Raw genomic sequence first — 21,005 nt, 5'->3', positions numbered from 1 at the left:
CACATTATGGCGCGTAGCCGCGTCCGCAAGATAAAGCCCGCTACAGGGTTAAGGATAGTGAAATCATGACACCCGCAGTCAATCTGCTCGAAAAGAACAAGGTCGCCTTTACGCTACACAGCTACCACCACGACAGCGACGAAACCAATTTTGGCGAAGAAGCGGCCAGAAAGCTGGGGCTGAATAAAGAACAGGTATATAAAACGCTGCTCGTTTCTCTGAATGGTGATGCGAAAAATCTCGCCGTGGCCGTCACGCCAGTCGCCGGCATGCTGGATCTCAAAAAAGTCGCTCGCGCGCTGTCGGCTAAAAAAGCCGATATGGCCGATCCGATCATCGCTCAGCGCGTAACAGGTTATCTGGTAGGAGGAATCAGCCCGCTGGGGCAAAAGAAACTGCTGCCGACCGTGATTGATGAACCCGCGCGCCAGTTCGGTACTATTTTCATTTCCGGTGGTAAACGTGGGTTGGATATTGAGCTGTCGGCTGACGATCTGGCACGCCTGCTGCGCGCCACTTTTGCCGATATCGCCAAGCATGATTAATGCCCGCCATTAAACGAACATAATCAGCCAGGCGATGTAGCATCAAAGCGAAGCAGATAGCAGAGGACTCCACGGCCAGTGTGTCCCCTGCTACCGCTTCATAACCGATTACTGATCGACTTTCGCCCCTTTATCCAACTGCATCACCGGGCCTTCTTTCACATTCAGCGTCAGGCCTTTGGTTTGCAGTTCCGCATTCCTTACGCGAATCCCTTTATCTGCATCAATGCGCACGTTATCAAAGTGGAAACCACTGAGCGGCGCTTCTGGTACACCGATAATGTATGCGGCGGCCTTGGTCTTACCGGTCGACTCCAGATTCTCGATCGTCACATTGCTGAAATGCGGCGTCTTGTACTGATCAAACGGCTGCTCTGGATCGGTATCTGGCGGGTAAATCTGCTCACCCATCGTGAAGCCGCCTTCGGCCAGCATCTTATCTACTTCCGCCTGCACAATCGGCGCGGCTTTGTAGTAAGCGGCAAAGACCAGCGGGATCTCGACATCCACCATTTTGGTATTACGGTAAGTGATGTTTTTCACTTCACCGCCTTTACCACGATGGGTTTTAATACGAATACCGTACATAGAACCTTCGAACTGGTTATTTTCGACCAGCACGTTATTCACGCCACCGGAGGTTTCGCTGCCGATAGAGATGCCGCGCCCCTGCTTCAGGATATTGTTGGCGATATAGATGTTATCCACGACGCCATTCGGGAAGCGGCTATCCGGCTTCTCGGCTTTTATCGCGATGTGGTCATCATTACAGTCGATATAGTTGTTGGTAATACGGATATTCTGGCTGTCAATCGGGTCGATAGCATCGGTATTTGGTGCATGCCACGGCGACAAAATCCGGGTACCGTTCACATCCACATCATGCGAGTAACGCATCACAACGTGGAAACTCGGGGAATGCGTGAGCGTAACGCCGTCCACCAGCACGTTACTAGAGCTTTTGATATAAATCAGACGTGGACGATCGGTGCCACCTTTCTTACCGGTTGCACGAATATTCTCGCGCCAGCGCTCCCACCAGACAGCACCTTGTCCATCAATCGTGCCCTGCCCAGTGATAGCCACATTCTGTGCATCGGCAATACTGATAAAGGGAAGCCAGCCATTTTCCGCTTCAGCGTACTTGGTTTTTTCCGTCGCGCGATACGCCGCTTCTTCGGTCGACGCAACGATGGTCGCATCTTTTGCCAGATCCAATCTGATGTTACTTTTCAGGAACAGCGGATCGACCAGATAGTTACCGCGAGGAACGTGTACCGTTCCGCCGCCGGCCGCAGCACAATCATCAATGGCTTTCTGAAAAGCCTGGGTATTCAGTGCGATCTGTAGGCGGTGGCCTTCGGCCCCGTATTGCGTTACGTCACAGGTTTTATCGGGAAATTTCACTGAACTGGCCGCTTGTGCGGTACCCGCTTGAATACCCAACGTGATGCAGGAAGCCATTAATGACAGGGCAAGACCACTACGCATACTTAACCTCACTAAAAAAATGAAATATCGTTTTAATAAAATACCACTCCTATTCCATTAAAAAGCGAGAGACGATCACGTTTTAGATGTATTCGTAATAATTACAATAAGGTAGGAGTTTTTTAGTGCAATTGCCCTATTCACACCAAGAGAATTGACGTATGACAGAAGCCGACCTTGTCAGGTAGTGCATCGCATAAGCAGTGCAAGGGAGGCAGAAGAAAGCAGGACCGAGGGGGAATCGTGCTGGCCTGAACGACCAGCACAGAGAAGATAAATGGCGTTATGCCGTCAGGCGAGCGAAAGCGTCACGGATTTCCTGTTCAGGTAAATCCACACCGATAAACACCAGCACGCTCTTTCTTTCTTCATCAGGCTGCCATTCTCTGTCCCAGTCAGCGCTATACAAGCGCTGAACGCCCTGAAACAGCAGGCGACGGTCATCACTGTTGATGGCCAGAATACCTTTATAACGCAGCAGATTATCGGAGAATTGCAGCAGCAGGTTTTCCATCACATCGGAAACAGACTGAAGCTCAACCGCCTTATCGAGATACACAACGATTGATTGCACGTTATTTTGCGTAGGAGCAACAAAGCGAAATACCGGCGTTTTCACGTCCAGCTTGTCGCTGAGGACAAAACCGTCGATGTTAAACAGCACGCTCAGATCGATATCGCCATGTACCACAGAGTAGATCGGTGCACGCGCATTGATCCGCTGAAGACGCGGTAGCAGCGTTTCGTCTTCGGCTGCCACGTCGGTTTTGGTTAGCAGTATGCGGTCGGCATAGCCAATCTGCGACTGGGCGATAGTGAACTGATCGAGCTGTTGCTGCGCATGTACGGCATCCACCAGCGTAATAATCCCGTCCAGCACAAAGCGTTCACAGATAACGTCATGCGAGAAGAAGGTCTGCGCCACCGGCCCTGGGTCGGCCATACCGGTACATTCAATGATGACGTGATCAAAGTCCAACGTACCGTTATCCACGCCATCGACCAGATCGAGCAGCGCATCGGCCAGTTCATTAGACTGCGTGCAGCAGATACAGCCATTGCTCAGCGTCGTAATCTGGCTGGCCCGTTCGCCGATTAACGTATTATCAATCGGGACTTCGCCGAATTCGTTTTCAATCACGGCAATCTTGTAGCCGTGCTCAGCATTCAGAATATGCCGCAATAAAGTCGTTTTTCCTGCACCGAGAAACCCGGTCAGAATCGTGACATACACGGGTTTAGTCACATCAGAGGATAAAGGTTGAGTCATAACAGGTTCCAAGTCGTTAACAGCAGCGCATCCCGCCTTTGCCGTCTCCACCGTAACGCGCCTGCTGGCGTTCGCGGAAGAATTCTTCGTACGTCATCGCAGGTTTATCGGGGTGATTAGTCTGCATATGCTGCACATAGGTATCATAATCTGGCATACCGACCAGCATACGCGCCGCCTGGCCCAAATATTTTCCTGCTTTTCCCAGATTACCAAACATCATTACCTCCAGACTATCGCCTGCAATAGCGGCTAGATAAAAAATACCCTGTATAACGTTATACATTATACAGGGTATCTGTACCCGTCATCTTTCACGTTCAGCCTTGCTAGCTGTCTCGCAAAATCTGACGGGCGCGAGTCGCTTAGTGGCCGGAAGAGACTTTCACGCCACCTTCAGGAACCGGAACATACGGGGTTTCCTGATCGGTACGCTCAGCCACTTTACGTGCAGCCAGTGCCGCTTTAATACCGTACGCAATAATGCTGTACACCACGATCAGGAACAGAATGCTCAGACCGGCGTTGGTATAGTTGTTGGTCACGATATGGTTCATGTTCGAAATCTGCTGCGCGCTCAGATCCGCACCGCCTTCCGCAATTTTGCCCTTGAACATGTTCGCCATGTAGAAGAAGCCTTCCAACTGAGGATTGTCGCTGAACAGTTTCAGACCCAGCGCCCAGGTAGTACAAATCAGCAACCAAATCGCCGGAACCAGCGTTACCCAGATGTACTGCGTACGTTTCATCTTAATCAGGATAACCGTACCCAGCACCAGCGCTACCGCAGCCAGCATCTGGTTAGAGATACCGAACAACGGCCACAGGCTCTTCACGCCGCCCAGCGGATCGACCACGCCTTGGTACAGCAGGTAGCCCCACAGACCGACGCAGCCGGCTGTACCGATCATACCGGCAACCAGGGAGTCGGTTTTCTTCAGGAACGGAACGAAATTACCCAACAGATCTTGCAGCATGAAGCGGCCTGCACGCGTACCCGCATCCAGTGCTGTCAGAATGAACAGCGCTTCAAACAGAATACCGAAGTGATACCAGAAGCCCATGTTGGCACCAGGAATGATCTGGTGGAACACGTGTGCGATACCGACAGCCAGCGTAGGTGCACCGCCTGCACGGTTCAGAACGGAAGGTTCACCGATGTCTTTCGCCGTTTGCAGAATCTGCTCAGGAGAAATCACGAAGCCCCAGGAGCTCACGGTCGCCGCCGCGTGTGCGGATACGTCCTGCAGCTGTGCCAGAATCATCGGCGCATCTGCTGTGCCCAGACGGTGCAGATCCGGCATCGTAATACCCAACGCCGCCGGCGGGGTATTCATTGCGAAGTACAGACCCGGTTCGATGATAGATGCCGCAACCAGCGCCATCACTGCCACGAAAGACTCCATCAGCATGGCACCGTAACCGATGAAACGCGCATCGTTTTCGTTAGCCATCAGTTTAGGCGTAGTACCGGAAGCTATCAGCGCGTGGAAGCCAGATACGGCACCACAGGCGATAGTAATAAACAGGAACGGGAACAGCGTACCTTTCCAGACCGGGCCTGTACCATCCACAAACTGCGTTACCGCTGGCATTTTCAGGTCAGGATTCAGAATTACGATACCAATCGCCAGACCGACGATGACACCAATTTTCAGGAAGGTCGCCAGATAGTCACGTGGTGCCAGAATCAACCATACTGGCAGCAGTGCGGACACGAAGGCATAGCCAATCAGCGTGTAGGTGATGGTCGTATCTTTGAAGGTCAGTGCCGGGCCCCAGTACGGGTCATGTGCCACTACGCCACCAAACCAGATTGCCAGCACCAGCAGCACGATCCCGATCACCGAGATTTCACCGACTTTACCCGGACGGATAAAGCGCATGTAAACGCCCATAAACAGCGCGATCGGCACCGTAGAACACACGGTAAAGACGCCCCACGGACTTTCTGCCAGTGCTTTCACCACGATCAGCGCCAGCACGGCAAGAATGATGATCATGATAAGGAAGCAACCGAACAGCGCAATCGTACCCGGTACCGGGCCTAATTCCTTCTTAACGATTTCGCCTAACGACGCGCCGTTACGACGGGTCGAAATAAACAGAACCATGAAGTCCTGCACGGCCCCCGCCAACACCACGCCGCCCAGCAGCCATAAGGTGCCCGGCAAGTAGCCGACCTGCGCGGCCAGCACCGGCCCAACCAGCGGCCCCGCCCCTGCGATAGCGGCAAAGTGGTGCCCGAACAGGACGTTACGGTTCGTCGGTACATAGTTAAGACCGTCGTTATTCACAACGGCGGGGGTTGCTCTGGTCGGATCTAACTGCATGACTTTTTGTGCGATATACAGGCTGTAGTATCGATAAGCCACGAGGTAAACGGCGACAGAAGCAACAATAATCCATAATGCACTGATATGCTCACCGCGGCGTAGTGCGACTACGCCAAGGCAGGCAGCCCCGATGATTCCAAGAATCATCCAGGGGATGTGTTTAAGAATGGAACTGCTCTTCATAAGACATCCTTCAATTAAAAATCACAATCGTTTGATTTTGTTAGCTTTAGAAAAATAAACCCTGGTAATGCGTCGTGCGATAACGCGGGTTATCGCGTATTTCAGATAAAGGAAAATAGTGGCGGCACATTACGCCATCGCGTACGCGCGTGGAGCAGGTATTTGGGTAGGCGGCAGAATAGCGAGCTAAGCGGTTAGAATGACGCAGTAAGTGGCTGGGGATAAATTGGGCGGTATAAAACGAAAAGGCCGCGACGTTCGCGGCCAGTAGAGTGTTAAATGTGATGAACGATTACGGAACCTGATACGCCAGTTTGTAATTACCTGCCGTCGCGGTACGGAATGTCACACTATCAGTACGCCAGCGGATTTCCACTTCCGCAGGCGACTGCACTTTCCAGCTTGAGGCGTCGTTGACGTTCAGCACCAGTTGGTCAATGGTCGCAACATCGGCCACCGGATCGGTGATATCGAGTGCGAACGCAAATGCGAGTGAGTCCGGCACGCCATTATTGGATGTAAACAGCTGCGCCCACTGTGCCGCAGTAATACCGCCGAGTTCGGCTGGCGTCATACCGTCCGCAATCAGTTTCACTGCGCCTGCGGTGTCGGCTGACAGCGCACCGACATCCACCCACGCCCCGTTCCGTAAAACATGCCAGTTCACCAAGTCTCGCGTCACAGCAACACGCACCTTGCCGTTGCCCGTCTGCGTTGCGGTTAATGTTGCGGCATTAATCTGTGACCATGAGCCCGCTGATGTTAATAATTTCTGAGTTACTGACTGTGCTAATGGAGTATATATTGTACGTACACTAATCGGCTGAGCAGAAATCAGTTTTACAGAAGTAGTGAAATTAGGCAGTGTCGTATTTAATGAATCAACACTTGATACACCTAACAGACTTATTTTTTCAGAAGTCAGCTCACCAGTGATTTCAGTCAGTACGTTACCTGAGAAACCATAGTTTTTCCCACCCGTGTTGATGACGAACTTTTCATTCGGTGAGAAAAATTTTAATTCTGAAATAGTGACATATGGGCTACTACCGTTAATAGCCGTAATTAACAGACGGTAAGTTTTGTAACTAGCGGATTGTGAGAGAGTAAAGTTTCTCACCGCACCGGGATCATTATTCATATCGTCGGTAACGGAATGTAAATCACTCCATGTTACACCGTTATCATTACTGCCCTGAAGTTTCCATGTTCGTACATTCCCCATATCCAGTTGGCTACGGTTGGTAATTTGATAACCACCGATGGCTTCTTTAGATGGTAAATCAATTTGTAGCCAGTGAGGACGTGCAACAGAAGGTACCCATGTGCCATCAGTTCCCCAGCAGTTAGGCGGTGGGCCTGAATTATTAGAGCCATCGAATGCGATAAAGGCTTTATAGGTCCCTAGAGACTCATTAGACGCACTCGCTGTATAACCTACAGGTAATGTATTAGACGTCATTAAAGGAATGACAGACGAAGAAGATGCATTTATTAACGAAATGTCTATCTCTTTTCCATCGGCTTTTATTTCAGCAGAATAAAAATCCCCGTCAGGGATGAACTGATAGTTTGAACCAGTATAAAGACTCGCCATGCCATCAAAAATAACCGCACTCGTCACGTGATAATTTGGCTCACTCGACGCATTAAAGTCATCAACAACGTAAGTCTGATTTGCTGCACCGACTTCTTCTTTCAGCGCATACGCCGCGAGATTGAATGTATTTTGTGAACTAACACTAAACGTATGACTTTGTCCTGCCGTTGCGCCCTGACGATCGGCAACGATATAGCTAGAACCGCCGCTGCCGGAACCACCAGCAGCACTGATAATGGTTTTCTCATTCACCGGGTTATAGCTCAGCGTCACGCCCGCCCCCGCTTCCAGCGAGGAATGGATGAGCTGCTTCGTTTTTTGCGCGTAGTCGGTGATGTCCGCTGTGGTGTGCGTGTGATCTGCGGCCGCAACCCCCATTTGCGCTGGCGTCGGTGAAAAATCACCGCTGCCCAGCAGCGATTGACCGAAGAGCGTGCGGATAGTAGTGCCAGAAACTAGTGCATCCTGCTTTGCATTCCAGACTGCTTTTTCATCCGGTGTGGCAAATTTTCTGGTGGCGGTTTCGGTAATCTGATCGGCCGTATAGTCGCCGGGCTGTGCGGTTACAACGCCAGTTCGCCCAAATACCGAGTCAACACCAGAAACTCCGGGTTCCTGACCGCCACCGCTATCTGAATGGCAGCAAGAGTGAGGATTAAGCTGAATAGGCGGATTAACAGTACAGGTTGATTTACCCGTACTGTCACAGACATTAATTTCAATATTTACGCTTTGCATTATGCTGATGACTCCGTTGGTGAGGGTGCATCAGGAGTATCGTTTATTTGACGCCCGTATTATTTTAAAGCGATTTAGTAACTCACTGTTCATTTATCTATAAAACCCAGAATGAAAAAAGGCCGCAAATATGCGGCCATCCAAACGATATACTCTGAAAAATAATTACGGAACCTGATACGCCAGCTTGTAATTACCTGCCGTCGCGGTGCGGAATGTCACGCTGTCCGTGCGCCAGCGGATTTCCACTTCCGCAGGCGACTGCACCTTCCAACTGGACGCATCGTTGACGCTCAATACCAGTCGGTCAATGGTCGCCACATCGGTGACCGGATCGGTGATATCGAGTGCGAACGCAAATGCGATTGAGTCCGGCACACCATTATTGGATGTAAACAGCTGTGCCCACTGTGCCGCAGTAATACCGCCGAGTTCGGCTGGCGTCATGCCGTCCGCAATCAGTGCTTCTGCGCCTGTGGTATCGGCTGACAGCATACCAACATCCACCCACGCCCCGTTCCGCAAGACATGCCAGTTAATCAGATCCCGCGTCACAGCGACACGCACTTTACCCTTGCCCGTCTGCGTTGCGGTTAATGTTGCGGCATTGATTTTTGACCACACGGCAGACGTCAGTGATTTTTGAATAATGATTTGCGAGTACGGTGTATATAGTGTTTCCACATCGATTTCGTTAGCCGAAAATATTTTTATCGGCATGAGATCGTTTAGTTGCGAGTTCTGAATTTCTCCCGATGAGTCAAACCCAGACATTAAAAAATCATTCGCGTCATGCGGTTCAGGTACTACAGATAGTATTCCAGAACGTGATGAATACCAGTCGTTTGAGCGGGATTTAATCAAAACACTATTTTGTGAATATAGCTGAAACTCGCCTATTGTCACTCCGAGCCCATTCCCATTAGTTAGAGTGACAAATAATCTATATGACGTAAAATATTCGGGATTGGGGATAGTAAAAAATCTCTCCCCCGCAGTTTCAGTATTTATATCATTAATAACGGAATGCATTGTTTTCCATGAATTCCCGTCATTGCTAGCCTGTAACTCCCATGTTCTCGGCGTTGTAAAGTCTACGAACGTTCTGTTTTTTGCTCCTCTATTTTTTATCATATATGAACCAATCATCATTGGCTTTTGAAAATCAACTCGTAGCCACTGCGGATTAGTTGAATTCAGAACGTTTTCTGATGCCCAACAATCACCCGGAGCTGTTGTTTGCGTAATTCCATCAAATGCTCTGTATGGAGGGAAATTGGGCAGACTTGATGTAGATGCAGACACGGTATAGCCGTCCTGGCTATTTGACGTCATTTTAGGTATTACAGTTTTCTTTACTGTATTAATTGATATCAACTCACCACCAGTTTTGATTTGTGATGAATAAAACGCATTATCACTAATTAATGAGTAAGTCTCGCCGCGATACAAATTTACCGTACCATCAAAAATAGCATCATCCGTTGCATCATAATTTGCTTTACTGGATGCCCCGAAATCATCAACAACGTAAGTCTGATTTGCTGCACCCGCCTCTTCTTTCAGCGCATACGCCGCGAGATTAAATGTATTTTGTGGACTAATGCTGAATGCGTGGTTTTGCCCTGCCGTTGCGCCCTGACGATCGGCAACGATATAACCCGAACCGCCGCTGCCGGAACCACCAGCAGCATTGATGATGGTTTTTTCATTCACCGGGTTATAGCTCAGCGTCACACCCGCCCCGGCTTCCAGCGAGGAATAGATAAGCTGCTTCGTTTTTTGCGTGTAGTCGGTGATATCCGTGGTGGTATGCGTGTGACCCGCGGCCGCAACGCCCATTTGTTCAGGTGTTGGTGAAAAATCACCGTTGCCCAGCAGCGACTGACCGAAGACCGTGCGGATAGTGGTGCCAGAAATTAATGCATCCTGCTTCGCATTCCAGACTGCTTTTTCATCCGGCGAAGCAAATTTTCTGGTGGCGGTTTCAGTGATCTGATCGGCAGTATAATCACCCGCTTGTGCAGTGACAACGCCAGTCCGTCCGAATACGGAGGCAACGCCGGAAACACCGGGTTGCGGTTCGCATTCGTTATTAACATGGCAACATGTATGGGGATGAACCGTACAGGTTGATTTTCCTGTACTGTCACAAACATTAATTTCAATATTGATATCTTTCATAGTATTGATGACTCCGTTAATAAAACGAATAAGGAGTATCTCTTATTTTCACAGTGCATTATTTCAACGCACTTTACTAATCCATCGTTTCCTTTTATATAAAATCCAGAATGAAAAAAGGCCGCAAATATGCGGCCATTTGAGGATGTCATCGGGAGAAGAATTATGGAACCTGATACGCCAGTTTGTAATTACCTGCCATCGCGGTACGGAATGTCACACTGTTGGTACGCCAGCGGATTTCTACTTCCGAAGATGACTGCGCTTTCCAGCTGGACGCATCGTTGACGTTCAACACCAGTCGATCAATGGTCGCAACATCGGCCACCGGATCGGTGATATCGAGTGCAAACGCAAACGCGAGTGAGTCCGGCACGCCGTTATTAGATGCAAACAGCTGCGCCCACTGTGCCGTCGTAATACCGCCGAGCTCGGCTGGCGTCATACCATCCGCAATCAGTGCTTCTGAGCCTGAGGTATCGGCTGACAGCGCACCCACATCAACCCACGCCCCGTTCCGCAAGACATGCCAGTTCACCAAGTCCCGCGTCACAGCGACACGCACTTTACCCTTGCCCGTCTGCGTTGCGGTTAATGTTGCGGCATTGATTTTTGACCACACAGCAGACGTCAGTGATTTTTGAATAGCAATCTGCGTATAAGGAATATACGACGACCGTAAATCAATTTGAGCACTACCAACAATCTTGATTGGCAGCAAATCAGAGATTGATTCATTTGAAATCCAGCCTGAATGAGTAAACCCACTGTCAAAATCAGCCGAGGAAACCTCAGTCAATGAACCATTATTTGCAGAATACCATTTACCCTTGCTGCTAATTAAAACTTTTTCAGACTGAAATAGGTTAAATTTCTTTAATGTCAGGTAGTTATTGTTATTGCCACCAGCGGTAACAAACAGCCGAAAACTCTTATATTCTCCCGCAGGCGAGAAATTATAGCGACGGACAGCGCCGAGCGTATTATTGACATCATTATTTACAACATGTAAGTCATCCCAGCTTGCCCCCCCATCATTAGAGCCCTGAAAAATCCAGTCTTTCGGACCATTATTATAAATGACCGTTCTGTTAGCAAAGCTATAACCGGAAATTGTTGTCGGAGTTGGTAGGTCAACCCTAATCCAGTGAGGATTGGCTACAGTCGCAGCATTTAACCCTCCCCAACAATCATATTCATTACTAGATAAATTATTGTCATTATCAAATGCAAAGTAGGGTAAAAATTGAGGTCTGGACATATCACTGGCACTAATGACATATCCGATTGGATTTGTATTTGATGTCATTTTCGGAACAACAGATTTTGCAACAACGGAAAGATTAATCGACTTTCCATCAGCTCGAACTGGTGCAGAATAAATACCATCATGGTTATTAAGTGTGAATAGACCGCCGGTATATTCATGCATTGCGCCATCAAAAATAACCGCATTGGTCGCATTGTAATTCGGCTCACTCGATGCATTAAAGTCATCAACAACGTAAGTTTGATTTACCGCACCTGCCTCTTCTTTCAGCGCATACGCCGCGAGATTAAACGTATTTTGTGGACGAATACTGAATGCGTGGTTTTCCCCTGCCGCTGCGCCCTGACGCTCGGCAACGATATAACCCGAATCGCCTGTGCCCGAACCACCAACAGCACTGATAATGGTTTTCTCATTCACCGGATTATAGCTCAGCGTCACACCCGCCCCGGCTTCCAGCGAGGAATGGATAAGCTGCTTCGTTTTTTGCGTATAGTCGGTAATATCCGCTGTAGTGTGCGTGTGATCTGCGGCCGCAACGCCCATTTGCGCTGGCGTCGGTGAAAAATCACCGCTGCCCAGCAGAGACTGGCCAAAGAGCGTGCGAATCGTGGTGCCAGAAATTAATGCATCCTGCTTTGCATTCCAGACTGCTTTTTCATCAGGCGTGGCAAATTTTCTGGTGGCGGTTTCAGTGATCTGATCGGCGGTATAATCACCCGCTTGTGCAGTGACAACGCCAGTCCGTCCGAATACGGAAGCAACGCCCGAAACACCTAGCTCCTGACCGCCGCCATTGTCTGGATGGCAACACGTATGGGGATGAACCGTACAGGTTGATTTTCCTGTACTGTCGCAAACATTAATTTCAATATTGATATCTTTCATAGTATTGATGACTCCGTTAATAAAAAGAATAAGGAGTATCTCTTATTTTCACAGTGCATTATTTCAACGTACTTTACTAATCCATCGTTTCCTTTTATATAAAACCCAAAATGAAAAAGGCCGCAAATATGCGGCCATCCAAACGATATAATCTGAAAAATAATTACGGAATCTGATACGCCAGCTTGTAATTACCTGCCGTCGCGGTGCGGAATGTCACGCTGTCCGTGCGCCAGCGGATTTCCACTTCCGAAGATGACTGCGCTTTCCAGCTGGACGCATCATTGACGTTCAACACCAGTCGATCAATGGTCGCTACGTCGGTGACCGGATCGGTGATATCGAGTGCAAACGCAAACGCGAGTGAGTCCGGCACGCCGTTATTGGATGCAAACAGCTGCGCCCACTGTGCCGTCGTAATACCGCCGAGCTCGGCTGGCGTCATACCGTCCGCAATCAGTGCTTCTGCGCCTGCCGTATCGGCTGGCAGCACGCCAACATCAACCCACGCCCCGTTCCGCAAGACATGCCAGTTCACTAAGTCCCGCGTCACAGCGACGCGTACTTTGCCGTTGCCCGTCTGCGTTGCGGTTAATGCTGCGGCATTGATTTTTGACCAAAAACCAGCAGAAAGCCGAGCACGCTGAATTGCTATCTGGGATTGTGGCGTGTAACGAACGTCAACATTGATCCCTTCCGCTGAATATATATTGCCAGATGGATATTGTTGGATATTTCCTGATGCGGTAAAGCCATCACGAATAAAATCACTAACGCTGGCTGGAACCGGAACATTAGACAAAACGCCATTTTTCACGGTAAACCATTGTTCACCATCTTTCAGTAACATCTTTGAGCCAGTGAACAATGATAACTCTTTGATACACACAAAATTATCACCGCCATTTGATGCCGTGAACAATAATCGATACGACACGTATCGCCCTGGCGTAGATACTGTAAATCGGCGAACAGCGCCCGATGTGTTATTTTCATCATTTGATACAGCATGTAGAGTGATCCAATCGTTATCGTTATTGCTACCCTGTAATTGCCACGATCTGGGATTTGACAGTCCAGCATATACACGGTTTGTGATTGCATATTCAGTAATAAATTGCTGACTCGGGAATGTTAAGCACAACCACTGTGGATTACTGTTTGTCGGTCTCTGATTTGATGCCCAACAATCACGCACGTTATTTGGGCTAGAATCATTTCTATCAAATGCAATATATGCAGGATATGACGGAGAATATATTGAGGACGCAGATGCAACATAGCCATGATCCGAATCGGCAGTCATTGCAGGTACAATTGACCCGCTTGGTATACTAATTGAGACCGCACGATTGCCAGTTTTAATTGCTGATGAATAAAACTCACCGTCTTTAGCAAGTTCAACGCTTCCGCCAGTATCTGGATGCATCGTACCATCCCAAATAACTGCATTTGTCGCGTTGTAATTCGGCTCACTCGACGCATTAAAGTCATCAACAACGTAAGTCTGATTCGCCGCACCGGCTTCTTCTTTCAGCGCATACGCCGCGAGATTAAACGTATTTTGTGGACTAATGCTGAACGAATGATTTTGCCCTGCCGTTGCGCCCTGACGCTCGGCAACGATATAACCCGAACCGCCGCTGCCGGAACCCCCAGCAGCACTGATGATGGTTTTCTCATTCACCGGGTTATAACTCAGCGTCACACCGGCCCCCGCTTCCAGCGAGGAATGGATAAGCTGTTTCGTTTTTTGCGTGTAGTCGGTGATGTCCGCTGTGGTGTGCGTGTGAGCGGCGGCGGCAACGCCCATTTGTGCTGGCGTCAGTGAGATATCACCGTTGCCCAGCAGCGACTGACCGAAGAGCGTGCGGATAGTGGTGCCAGAAATTAATGCATCCTGCTTTGCATTCCAGACTGCTTTTTCATCCGGCGTGGCAAATTTTCTGGTGGCAGTTTCAGTGATCTGATCGGCGGTATAATCACCCGCTTGTGCAGTGACAACGCCAGTACGCCCGAATACGGAGGTAACGCCAGAAACACCGGGTTGCGGCTCGCACTGATTATCCATATCCACATGGCAGCAAGTGTGGGAATCAGCTTGAGTAGGAGGATTAACAGCACATGTTGATTTTCCCGTGCTGCCACAGACGTTGATTTCAATATTTACGTTTTTCATAGTACCGACTACTCCGTTAGTTAGGGTGTATCAGGAGTATCGTGTATTTGTCTGGTCTGTTATTTTAAAGCGCTTTACTAAACATAAAATTATTTAATAAATTAAATCAGCAAATTAGATTTAATCCCTTATGGGAATTAAAGGTTTAACTGCGGCATGATTATCTCAGGATACCCCAAAAAATGGCGGTTTATGTCATCAGTGAAGAGACAAGAACCGCCATCATTACTTGTTACTTATAAACGATCTCACCTTTCGGCGCGTAGGCTTCCGCATCCAGCGGGGAATGCTTCTCGATGTATTGCTTCAGCACTTCAGCGTCGACAAAACCGGTGTTCACATAGCCCGGCAGATTATCAAGGCGCGGATAACCATCGCCACCCATCGCATTAAAGTTCAGCGTTGCCATACGGTAAACTTTATCTGCCTGCAACGGCTCGCCTTTGATTTTCACGTTCTGCACGCCCTGCCCGTCTGCTGTCAGGCTGACGTTAAGGAATTGCGCATAGGCACCAGAATCCACCTTTTTATTTGCCGCGACAGCAAGGTACTTCTCGACGTCGCTGCCTTTCATATCCACATAAACCAGCGTGTTGGCAAACGGTTGAACCTTCAGTACATCTTTATAGGTGATATCACCGGATTCAATTGAATCGCGTACACCGCCGCCGCTCATGATGGCAAAATCAGCTCCTGCACGCTCAAGCTGTGCAGACAGCAGCACGTGCGCCAGATTGGTCTGACGGAAACGCACCTGATTGCGATCGCCTTCCAGCTTGCCTTTCACGCTACCGATCTTGATACCCAGCTGTGCCTGCCCTTTTTCCTGGAACGGCGTCAGCATTTTCATGACGTCAGGATCTTGCGTGATTTCATGCGTATAGAAAACACGCTCAGTCTTGCCGTCTTTCTCTACCTTTTTCTTCAGGTTGATCGGAATCAGCTGGTAATGCTCAAGTTTCAATTCACCATTGCGGAATGTGAAATCGGCACGGCCGACATATTTACCCCACTCATGCGCCTGAACAATCCAGGTGCCGTTCTGACGATCGGGAGCACAAGGCGTACCCGGAACATAATCCACCTGCTTTTTATTTTCCTGCGCCATACAGACCGGATCCTGCGAGTGGCCGCCGACAATCATGTCCAGATATCCAGCAGGCAGGCTACGCGCCATTTCCACATCACCCGGCGCATTAGAACCGTGATTACCGTCGTCATAGTGCCCCATGTGCGTCGCGGCAATAATCACATCCGGCTTTTCGCTCTTACGCAATTGCTCAACAACCTGCTTCGCTTCCGTAGAAGGGTTACGGAATTCGATATCGGTAAAATACTCAGGATTGCCTAATTTGGCCGTATCATCCGTTGTCAGGCCGATAACCGCGATTTTCACACCTTGCTTGTCGAACAGGGCATAAGGCTTAAACAAGCGCTGACTGGTGCTTTTTTGGTAGATATTGGCCGATAACAGCGGGAATTTCGCCCATTTCTCCTGCTGACGCAGGACAGACAGCGGATTATCGAATTCGTGGTTGCCGAGTGCCATGGCATCATAGCCGACCATGTTCATACCGCGGAAATCTGGCTCGGCATCCTGCAAATCGGACTCAGGCACACCGGTATTAATATCACCACCGGAAAGCAGCAGTACGCTGCCACCTTTACTCGCCACTTCCTGACGGATCTGATCGACCAGCGTTTTTTGTGCGGCCAATCCATATTCACCGTGATCGTTATGCCAGAAGTGGCCGTGATGGTCATTGGTATGCAAAATAGTGATGGCGTATGTTTTGTCTTTTTCCCAAGCCATTGACATTACAGGTGTTAGTGCGAGCGATACCGCCATCGCACATCCCAGAGCTTTTATTGAAAAGCGCATGATAAATCTCCGTTTATTTTAAAGACCCAGTGGAACCACTGAGAAATTCACCACACAAATTAGCACAGCAAGATGAACAATGCGCGAGGCGTATTCACGCTGTCCGCCAGCAATGTGCGATAGCCGACAAAATCAGATGAGGTATAGCAGAGAGAGTGATATCACGCTGGCTTAGCACTGTCGTCACGCCGTCACGAACTCTTGCTAATATGAATGCTTCATCGGAATAATCCAGCATCACACCGTTTATCCTCTGTTTTCCGGCGTTTTACGCCGGTGGATAAAATTATTCCGCTGAATACACAGGAAAGCAGTAAGGCATTACTGCCAAGAACATCACGCTATCAGAATAATTACGCATGTTTATCAATGCTTATCGCGAGAAACCATCCTTAAATCTGTGTTACACTACCTTTAACTGGAGAAACTGATATTTTTCATAAAATACCACTTTTATCCAAGCAACATTTCGCTATATGCAATAGAATTTGTGTATACCCAGAATAATTGGCGTTGCAGCCAGACAGCAAACGAACGAATCCCAATACGCTTTTCGGTACATAATAAGAGTGATAAGGGTACGTAAGCGCCGCTAACCACGCTGTAACTTCAAGGCAAGAAGGGTAAATCCGCTCAATGACGTTTCACCTATGGCACAAGGAGTTGGGATGCATGCTGCAACACCGCTAATTTCTACTATCGCTGGGGGGCTGGTTCTTGCTTTCCTCCTTGGTATTCTGGCAAACCGCCTGCGTATCTCTCCCCTTGTTGGTTACCTTGCCGCAGGCGTACTTGTCGGTCCTTTTACCCCCGGCTTCGTTGCCGATACCTCACTGGCATCAGAACTCGCTGAACTTGGCGTCATCCTGCTGATGTTTGGTGTTGGTCTGCACTTCTCGCTGAAAGATCTCATGGCGGTAAAGTCCATCGCCATTCCCGGTGCGATAGCCCAGATTGCCGTGGCAACGCTACTTGGAATGGGGTTATCCACCATGCTGGGTTGGAGCCTGGCGAGCGGCCTGGTTTTCGGCCTTTGCCTCTCAACCGCCAGTACCGTAGTGCTGCTACGCGCGTTGGAAGAACGACAGCTTATTGATAGCCAGCGTGGCCAAATCGCCATCGGCTGGCTAATTGTAGAAGATCTGGCGATGGTTCTTACGCTAGTTCTACTACCGGCCTTCGGCGACATGATCGGCGCTGAGCATGCCGACACCAGCAAACTGCTGACCGATTTAGCCTGGACCATCGGTAAAGTGATTGCGTTTATTACCCTGATGATTGTCGTCGGCCGCCGTCTGGTGCCGTGGGTATTGGCAAAAAGCGCCAGCACCGGCTCACGCGAGCTTTTCACGCTGGCGGTGTTAGCCATGGCACTCGGCATCGCCTTTGGCGCAGTGAAACTGTTTGATGTCTCCTTTGCTCTGGGTGCCTTCTTCGCTGGTGTGGTATTGAACGAATCTGAACTCAGCCAGCGTGCGGCGCACGACACGCTGCCGCTGCGCGATGCCTTCGCCGTACTGTTCTTCGTTTCCGTCGGTATGCTGTTTGATCCGATGATCCTGCTGAACGACCCGATTTCCGTGCTGATCACGCTGGCGATTATCGTGTTCGGTAAGTCCGCCGCCGCCTTCGTGCTGGTTCGACTCTTTGGTCATTCCAAGCGGACAGCATTAACGATTTCCGCCAGTCTGGCTCAAATCGGTGAATTTGCCTTTATTTTGGCTGGGCTCGGCATTGTGTTGGGGCTGCTGTCCGAAGAAGGACGGAATCTGGTGCTGGCAGGGGCCATTCTCTCCATCATGATAAACCCGCTGCTGTTTACGCTGCTTGAGCGCTATCTGGCGAAGCATGAAACCATCGAAGAGCAGATCGTAGAAGAAGCCATTGAGGAAGAGAAACAGATTCCAGTAGATATGTGCAACCATGCGCTGCTGGTTGGCTATGGCCGTGTTGGTAGCCTGATTGGAGCCAAACTGCATCAGGCTGGGATTCCCATCGTCGTCATTGAGAATTCACGTACGCGTGTTGATGCACTGCGTGAGCAGGGAATCAAAGCCGTATTGGGCAATGCGACCAAGCCAGAGATCATGGATATTGCGCGTCTGGACTGCGCCCGTTGGCTATTGCTGACCATTCCGAACGGCTATGAGGCGGGTGAAATCGTCGCGGCAGCCCGTGAGAAGCGCGCCGATCTGGAGATTATCGCCCGCGCGCACTATGACGATGAAGTCAGCTACATTACCGAGCACGGTGCCAACGAAGTGGTAATGGGTGAGCGGGAAATCGCCAATAGCATGATCACGCTGCTGAGGCTGGATGAGATCCCTCCTGCACCTCAGGCGTGCCCTATCTAAATAGCTACACGTTAGAGACAAAAATGGCGGGCTTAATTTGCCCGCCATTTTTTTACGCTGTACGCCATGCTTTCAAACATCACCAGACAAGGCAACCTCGCCCCTACTCTGCTTTACTCACTAACTGTTCCAGCAGATCGATGTGCAGCGGATCGTCATTGAGCGCAGGAATATAGTGGAAAGCCTCTCCGCCTGCATGCAGGAAGATCTCACGGTTCTGTTCCTGAATCTCTTCCAACGTTTCCAGACAGTCCGCAGCAAAACCGGGACACATAATCTGAATGTGTTTGATTCCCTGCGCGGGCAGCCCCTGCATGGTTTCATCCGTATAGGGTGTCAGCCAGGGTTCACGGCCAAAACGCGACTGGAAGGTCATCATTACTTTGCCTTCCGGCAGCCCCAGCGCGGTAATCAGCGCTTCCGTAGTCGCCCGACAGCGTTGCGGATAGTCATCCCCTTCATTGGCATACCGCACGGGGATGCCGTGATAGGAGATCACTAATCTGTCGGGTTCGCCGTGTTCAGCAAAAGACTGCTCGACACGATGCTTCAACGCCGCAATATAAGCAGGATGTTCGGCATAATCACGGATAAAGCGAATTGCAGGCAGTTGACGATTATCACGCAGCTGCGCGGCTAACCCATCCCACACGGCTGCAGTGGTTGAGCAGGAATACTGCGGATACATCGGCAAAACAACCAACTGCGTGACACCCTGCGCCAGTAACTTATCCAGCGCCGAACGCAGACTGGGTGAACCATAGCTCATCCCCAGCTCAACGGGCGTTTCCGGCATGCGCGCGGCCAGTGCCTGCTGTTGTCGACGGCTAATCACCAACAGCGGCGATCCCCCTTCCATCCAGACCGACTGATAGAGCTTCGCCACTCGCGGTGAGCGGGTTGGCAGGATGATGCCGCGCAGCAGCGGCCACCATAACAGACGCGGCGTATCCACTACGCGTCGGTCGCTTAGAAACTCCGCCAGATAACGCCTTACCGCCTGCGGCGTCGGGGCATCGGGCGTCCCTAAGTTCACCATCAGCACGCCGTATTTCTCTTGTTTCATCGCCGTCTTCCTTTTATGGAGAAGCAGGCTTTCTCTCAGCCCGCCAGTGCGTAACATCAAATTCCCATACCCTAAATAATTCGAGTTGCAGGCAGGCGGCAACCGCACGAATCCCCAGGAGCTTACTCAAGTAAGTGACTGGGGTGAGCAAGGGAAGCCAACGAACATGCAGCTTGAAGTATGACGGGTATATTGTAGCGAAAAAAAGCTAAACAAATACGGGTAGATAGCAGGGATAACGCCAATGCTATCAATAGAGGAAACAAAGCAAACGAGGATTTCAGAACGAAAAAATGCCAGACGATCGTCTGGCATTCAGATGTTTGGGTATGATTCGTGTAGAAAAATTAGCCCAGAATGGTTTCCAGTTCTGCGCGAACTTCTTCCACTTTGCGCGTGCCTTCCACTTTGAAATAACGCGTGTTACCTGCTTCAGCTTCTTTCTGATAGTAGGAAACCAGTGGGGCAGTCTGCTGATGGTACTCAACCAGACGTTTACGTACGGTATCTTCCTGATCGTCTTTACGAATAGTCAGATCTTCGCCCGTCACGTCGTCTTTGCCTTCAACTTTAGGCGGATTGAATTTTACATGATAGACACGACCGGACGCCGCATGAACGCGACGGCCAATGATACGATCGATGATCAGTTCGTCAGGAACTGCAAATTCGATAACGTAATCCACATTGATGCCTGCATCTTTCATCGCATCAGCTTGTGGAATGGTGCGTGGGAAGCCATCCAGCAGAAAACCGTTACGGCAATCCTCCTGGGCGATGCGCTCTTTAACCAGAGCAATGACCAGTTCATCAGTGACCAGTTTACCTGCGTCCATGATTTCTTTAGCCTGCTTGCCCAATTCAGTACCCGCTTTTACCGCTGCACGCAGCATGTCACCCGTGGAAATCTGCGGAATACCGTATTTCTCCATGATGAATTGAGCCTGAGTACCTTTGCCTGCGCCCGGAGCGCCCAGCAGAATAATACGCATCGCGTAAATCCCCTTGCTATGTAATAT

13 protein-coding genes are annotated in these 21,005 nt (G+C 49.8%); 2 read left to right on the top strand and 11 right to left on the bottom strand.

Features of this window, described 5'->3' with window-relative positions; translation table 11 throughout:
- Positions 1-65 precede the first annotated feature (65 nt).
- On the top strand, positions 66-545 hold the full coding sequence (gene ybaK, locus ACIPUG_RS16485) for a Cys-tRNA(Pro)/Cys-tRNA(Cys) deacylase YbaK (protein WP_014914564.1): 480 nt from the start codon (positions 66-68) through the stop codon (positions 543-545).
- 108 nt (positions 546-653) lie between these two features.
- On the opposite strand, the gene ACIPUG_RS16480 is transcribed toward ybaK, so the two are convergent.
- The 9 genes from ACIPUG_RS16480 to ushA form a co-directional block, all read right to left on the bottom strand.
- Positions 654-2,036, bottom strand: coding sequence for a glycoside hydrolase family 28 protein (locus tag ACIPUG_RS16480; protein WP_039466799.1), 1,383 nt, complete (start codon positions 2,034-2,036; stop codon positions 654-656).
- Positions 2,037-2,319: 283 nt separating this feature from the next.
- A complete protein-coding gene (yjiA, locus tag ACIPUG_RS16475) occupies positions 2,320-3,306 on the bottom strand; it encodes a GTPase (protein ID WP_094370835.1) in 987 nt (328 codons plus the stop codon).
- A 16-nt stretch (positions 3,307-3,322) separates the two neighbouring features.
- Positions 3,323-3,526 carry a YbdD/YjiX family protein gene (locus ACIPUG_RS16470; protein ID WP_005976130.1) on the bottom strand — a complete coding sequence of 68 codons (204 nt, stop codon included), beginning with the start codon at positions 3,524-3,526 and terminating at the stop codon, positions 3,323-3,325.
- Positions 3,527-3,671: 145 nt separating this feature from the next.
- A complete protein-coding gene (locus ACIPUG_RS16465; protein WP_014914560.1) occupies positions 3,672-5,825 on the bottom strand; it encodes a carbon starvation CstA family protein in 2,154 nt (717 codons plus the stop codon).
- 292 nt (positions 5,826-6,117) lie between these two features.
- Entirely contained in the window at positions 6,118-8,163 is a 2,046-nt protein-coding gene (locus tag ACIPUG_RS16460) for a discoidin domain-containing protein (RefSeq protein WP_400339297.1), read from the bottom strand.
- 165 nt (positions 8,164-8,328) lie between these two features.
- Positions 8,329-10,347, bottom strand: a complete 2,019-nt coding sequence (locus tag ACIPUG_RS16455) for a discoidin domain-containing protein (RefSeq protein ID WP_400339295.1) — start codon at positions 10,345-10,347, stop codon at positions 8,329-8,331.
- Positions 10,348-10,510: 163 nt separating this feature from the next.
- A complete protein-coding gene (locus ACIPUG_RS16450; protein ID WP_400339293.1) occupies positions 10,511-12,505 on the bottom strand; it encodes a discoidin domain-containing protein in 1,995 nt (664 codons plus the stop codon).
- Positions 12,506-12,668: 163 nt separating this feature from the next.
- On the bottom strand, positions 12,669-14,684 hold the full coding sequence (locus ACIPUG_RS16445) for a discoidin domain-containing protein (RefSeq protein WP_400339290.1): 2,016 nt from the start codon (positions 14,682-14,684) through the stop codon (positions 12,669-12,671).
- A 232-nt stretch (positions 14,685-14,916) separates the two neighbouring features.
- The gene (gene ushA, locus ACIPUG_RS16440) at positions 14,917-16,566 is read right to left on the bottom strand and encodes a bifunctional UDP-sugar hydrolase/5'-nucleotidase UshA (protein ID WP_039499043.1); all 1,650 of its coding nucleotides are present in this window, start codon (positions 16,564-16,566) and stop codon (positions 14,917-14,919) included.
- A 668-nt stretch (positions 16,567-17,234) separates the two neighbouring features.
- On the opposite strand from ushA, the gene ybaL reads away from it, so the two are divergent.
- The gene (ybaL, locus tag ACIPUG_RS16435) at positions 17,235-18,920 is read left to right on the top strand and encodes a YbaL family putative K(+) efflux transporter (protein WP_400339288.1); all 1,686 of its coding nucleotides are present in this window, start codon (positions 17,235-17,237) and stop codon (positions 18,918-18,920) included.
- Positions 18,921-19,023: 103 nt separating this feature from the next.
- Here the strand turns inward: ybaL and hemH are convergent, their stop codons facing one another.
- Positions 19,024-19,986, bottom strand: coding sequence for a ferrochelatase (gene hemH, locus ACIPUG_RS16430; protein ID WP_400339286.1), 963 nt, complete (start codon positions 19,984-19,986; stop codon positions 19,024-19,026).
- 347 nt (positions 19,987-20,333) lie between these two features.
- Positions 20,334-20,978: an adenylate kinase gene (gene adk / locus ACIPUG_RS16425; protein WP_010286252.1), complete on the bottom strand. Its 645-nt coding sequence runs from the start codon at positions 20,976-20,978 to the stop codon at positions 20,334-20,336.
- Between the last annotated feature and the right edge of the window lie 27 nt (positions 20,979-21,005).

Source organism: Pectobacterium sp. CHL-2024, assembly GCF_044751765.1.
GTDB lineage: Bacteria > Pseudomonadota > Gammaproteobacteria > Enterobacterales > Enterobacteriaceae > Pectobacterium > Pectobacterium brasiliense.
This window is presented reverse-complemented; position numbering and strand designations above follow the sequence as displayed.

Excerpts from the sequence above, each read along its gene's own strand:
- ybaK (WP_014914564.1), top strand. The coding sequence starts at position 66 with ATGACACCCGCAGTCAATCTGCTCGAAAAGAACAAGGTCGCCTTTACG.
- ACIPUG_RS16480 (WP_039466799.1), bottom strand. The coding sequence starts at position 2,036 with ATGCGTAGTGGTCTTGCCCTGTCATTAATGGCTTCCTGCATCACGTTG.
- yjiA (WP_094370835.1), bottom strand. The coding sequence starts at position 3,306 with ATGACTCAACCTTTATCCTCTGATGTGACTAAACCCGTGTATGTCACG.
- ACIPUG_RS16470 (WP_005976130.1), bottom strand. The coding sequence starts at position 3,526 with ATGTTTGGTAATCTGGGAAAAGCAGGAAAATATTTGGGCCAGGCGGCG.
- ACIPUG_RS16465 (WP_014914560.1), bottom strand. The coding sequence starts at position 5,825 with ATGAAGAGCAGTTCCATTCTTAAACACATCCCCTGGATGATTCTTGGA.
- ACIPUG_RS16460 (WP_400339297.1), bottom strand. The coding sequence starts at position 8,163 with ATGCAAAGCGTAAATATTGAAATTAATGTCTGTGACAGTACGGGTAAA.
- ACIPUG_RS16455 (WP_400339295.1), bottom strand. The coding sequence starts at position 10,347 with ATGAAAGATATCAATATTGAAATTAATGTTTGTGACAGTACAGGAAAA.
- ACIPUG_RS16450 (WP_400339293.1), bottom strand. The coding sequence starts at position 12,505 with ATGAAAGATATCAATATTGAAATTAATGTTTGCGACAGTACAGGAAAA.
- ACIPUG_RS16445 (WP_400339290.1), bottom strand. The coding sequence starts at position 14,684 with ATGAAAAACGTAAATATTGAAATCAACGTCTGTGGCAGCACGGGAAAA.
- ushA (WP_039499043.1), bottom strand. The coding sequence starts at position 16,566 with ATGCGCTTTTCAATAAAAGCTCTGGGATGTGCGATGGCGGTATCGCTC.
- ybaL (WP_400339288.1), top strand. The coding sequence starts at position 17,235 with ATGCATGCTGCAACACCGCTAATTTCTACTATCGCTGGGGGGCTGGTT.
- hemH (WP_400339286.1), bottom strand. The coding sequence starts at position 19,986 with ATGAAACAAGAGAAATACGGCGTGCTGATGGTGAACTTAGGGACGCCC.
- adk (WP_010286252.1), bottom strand. The coding sequence starts at position 20,978 with ATGCGTATTATTCTGCTGGGCGCTCCGGGCGCAGGCAAAGGTACTCAG.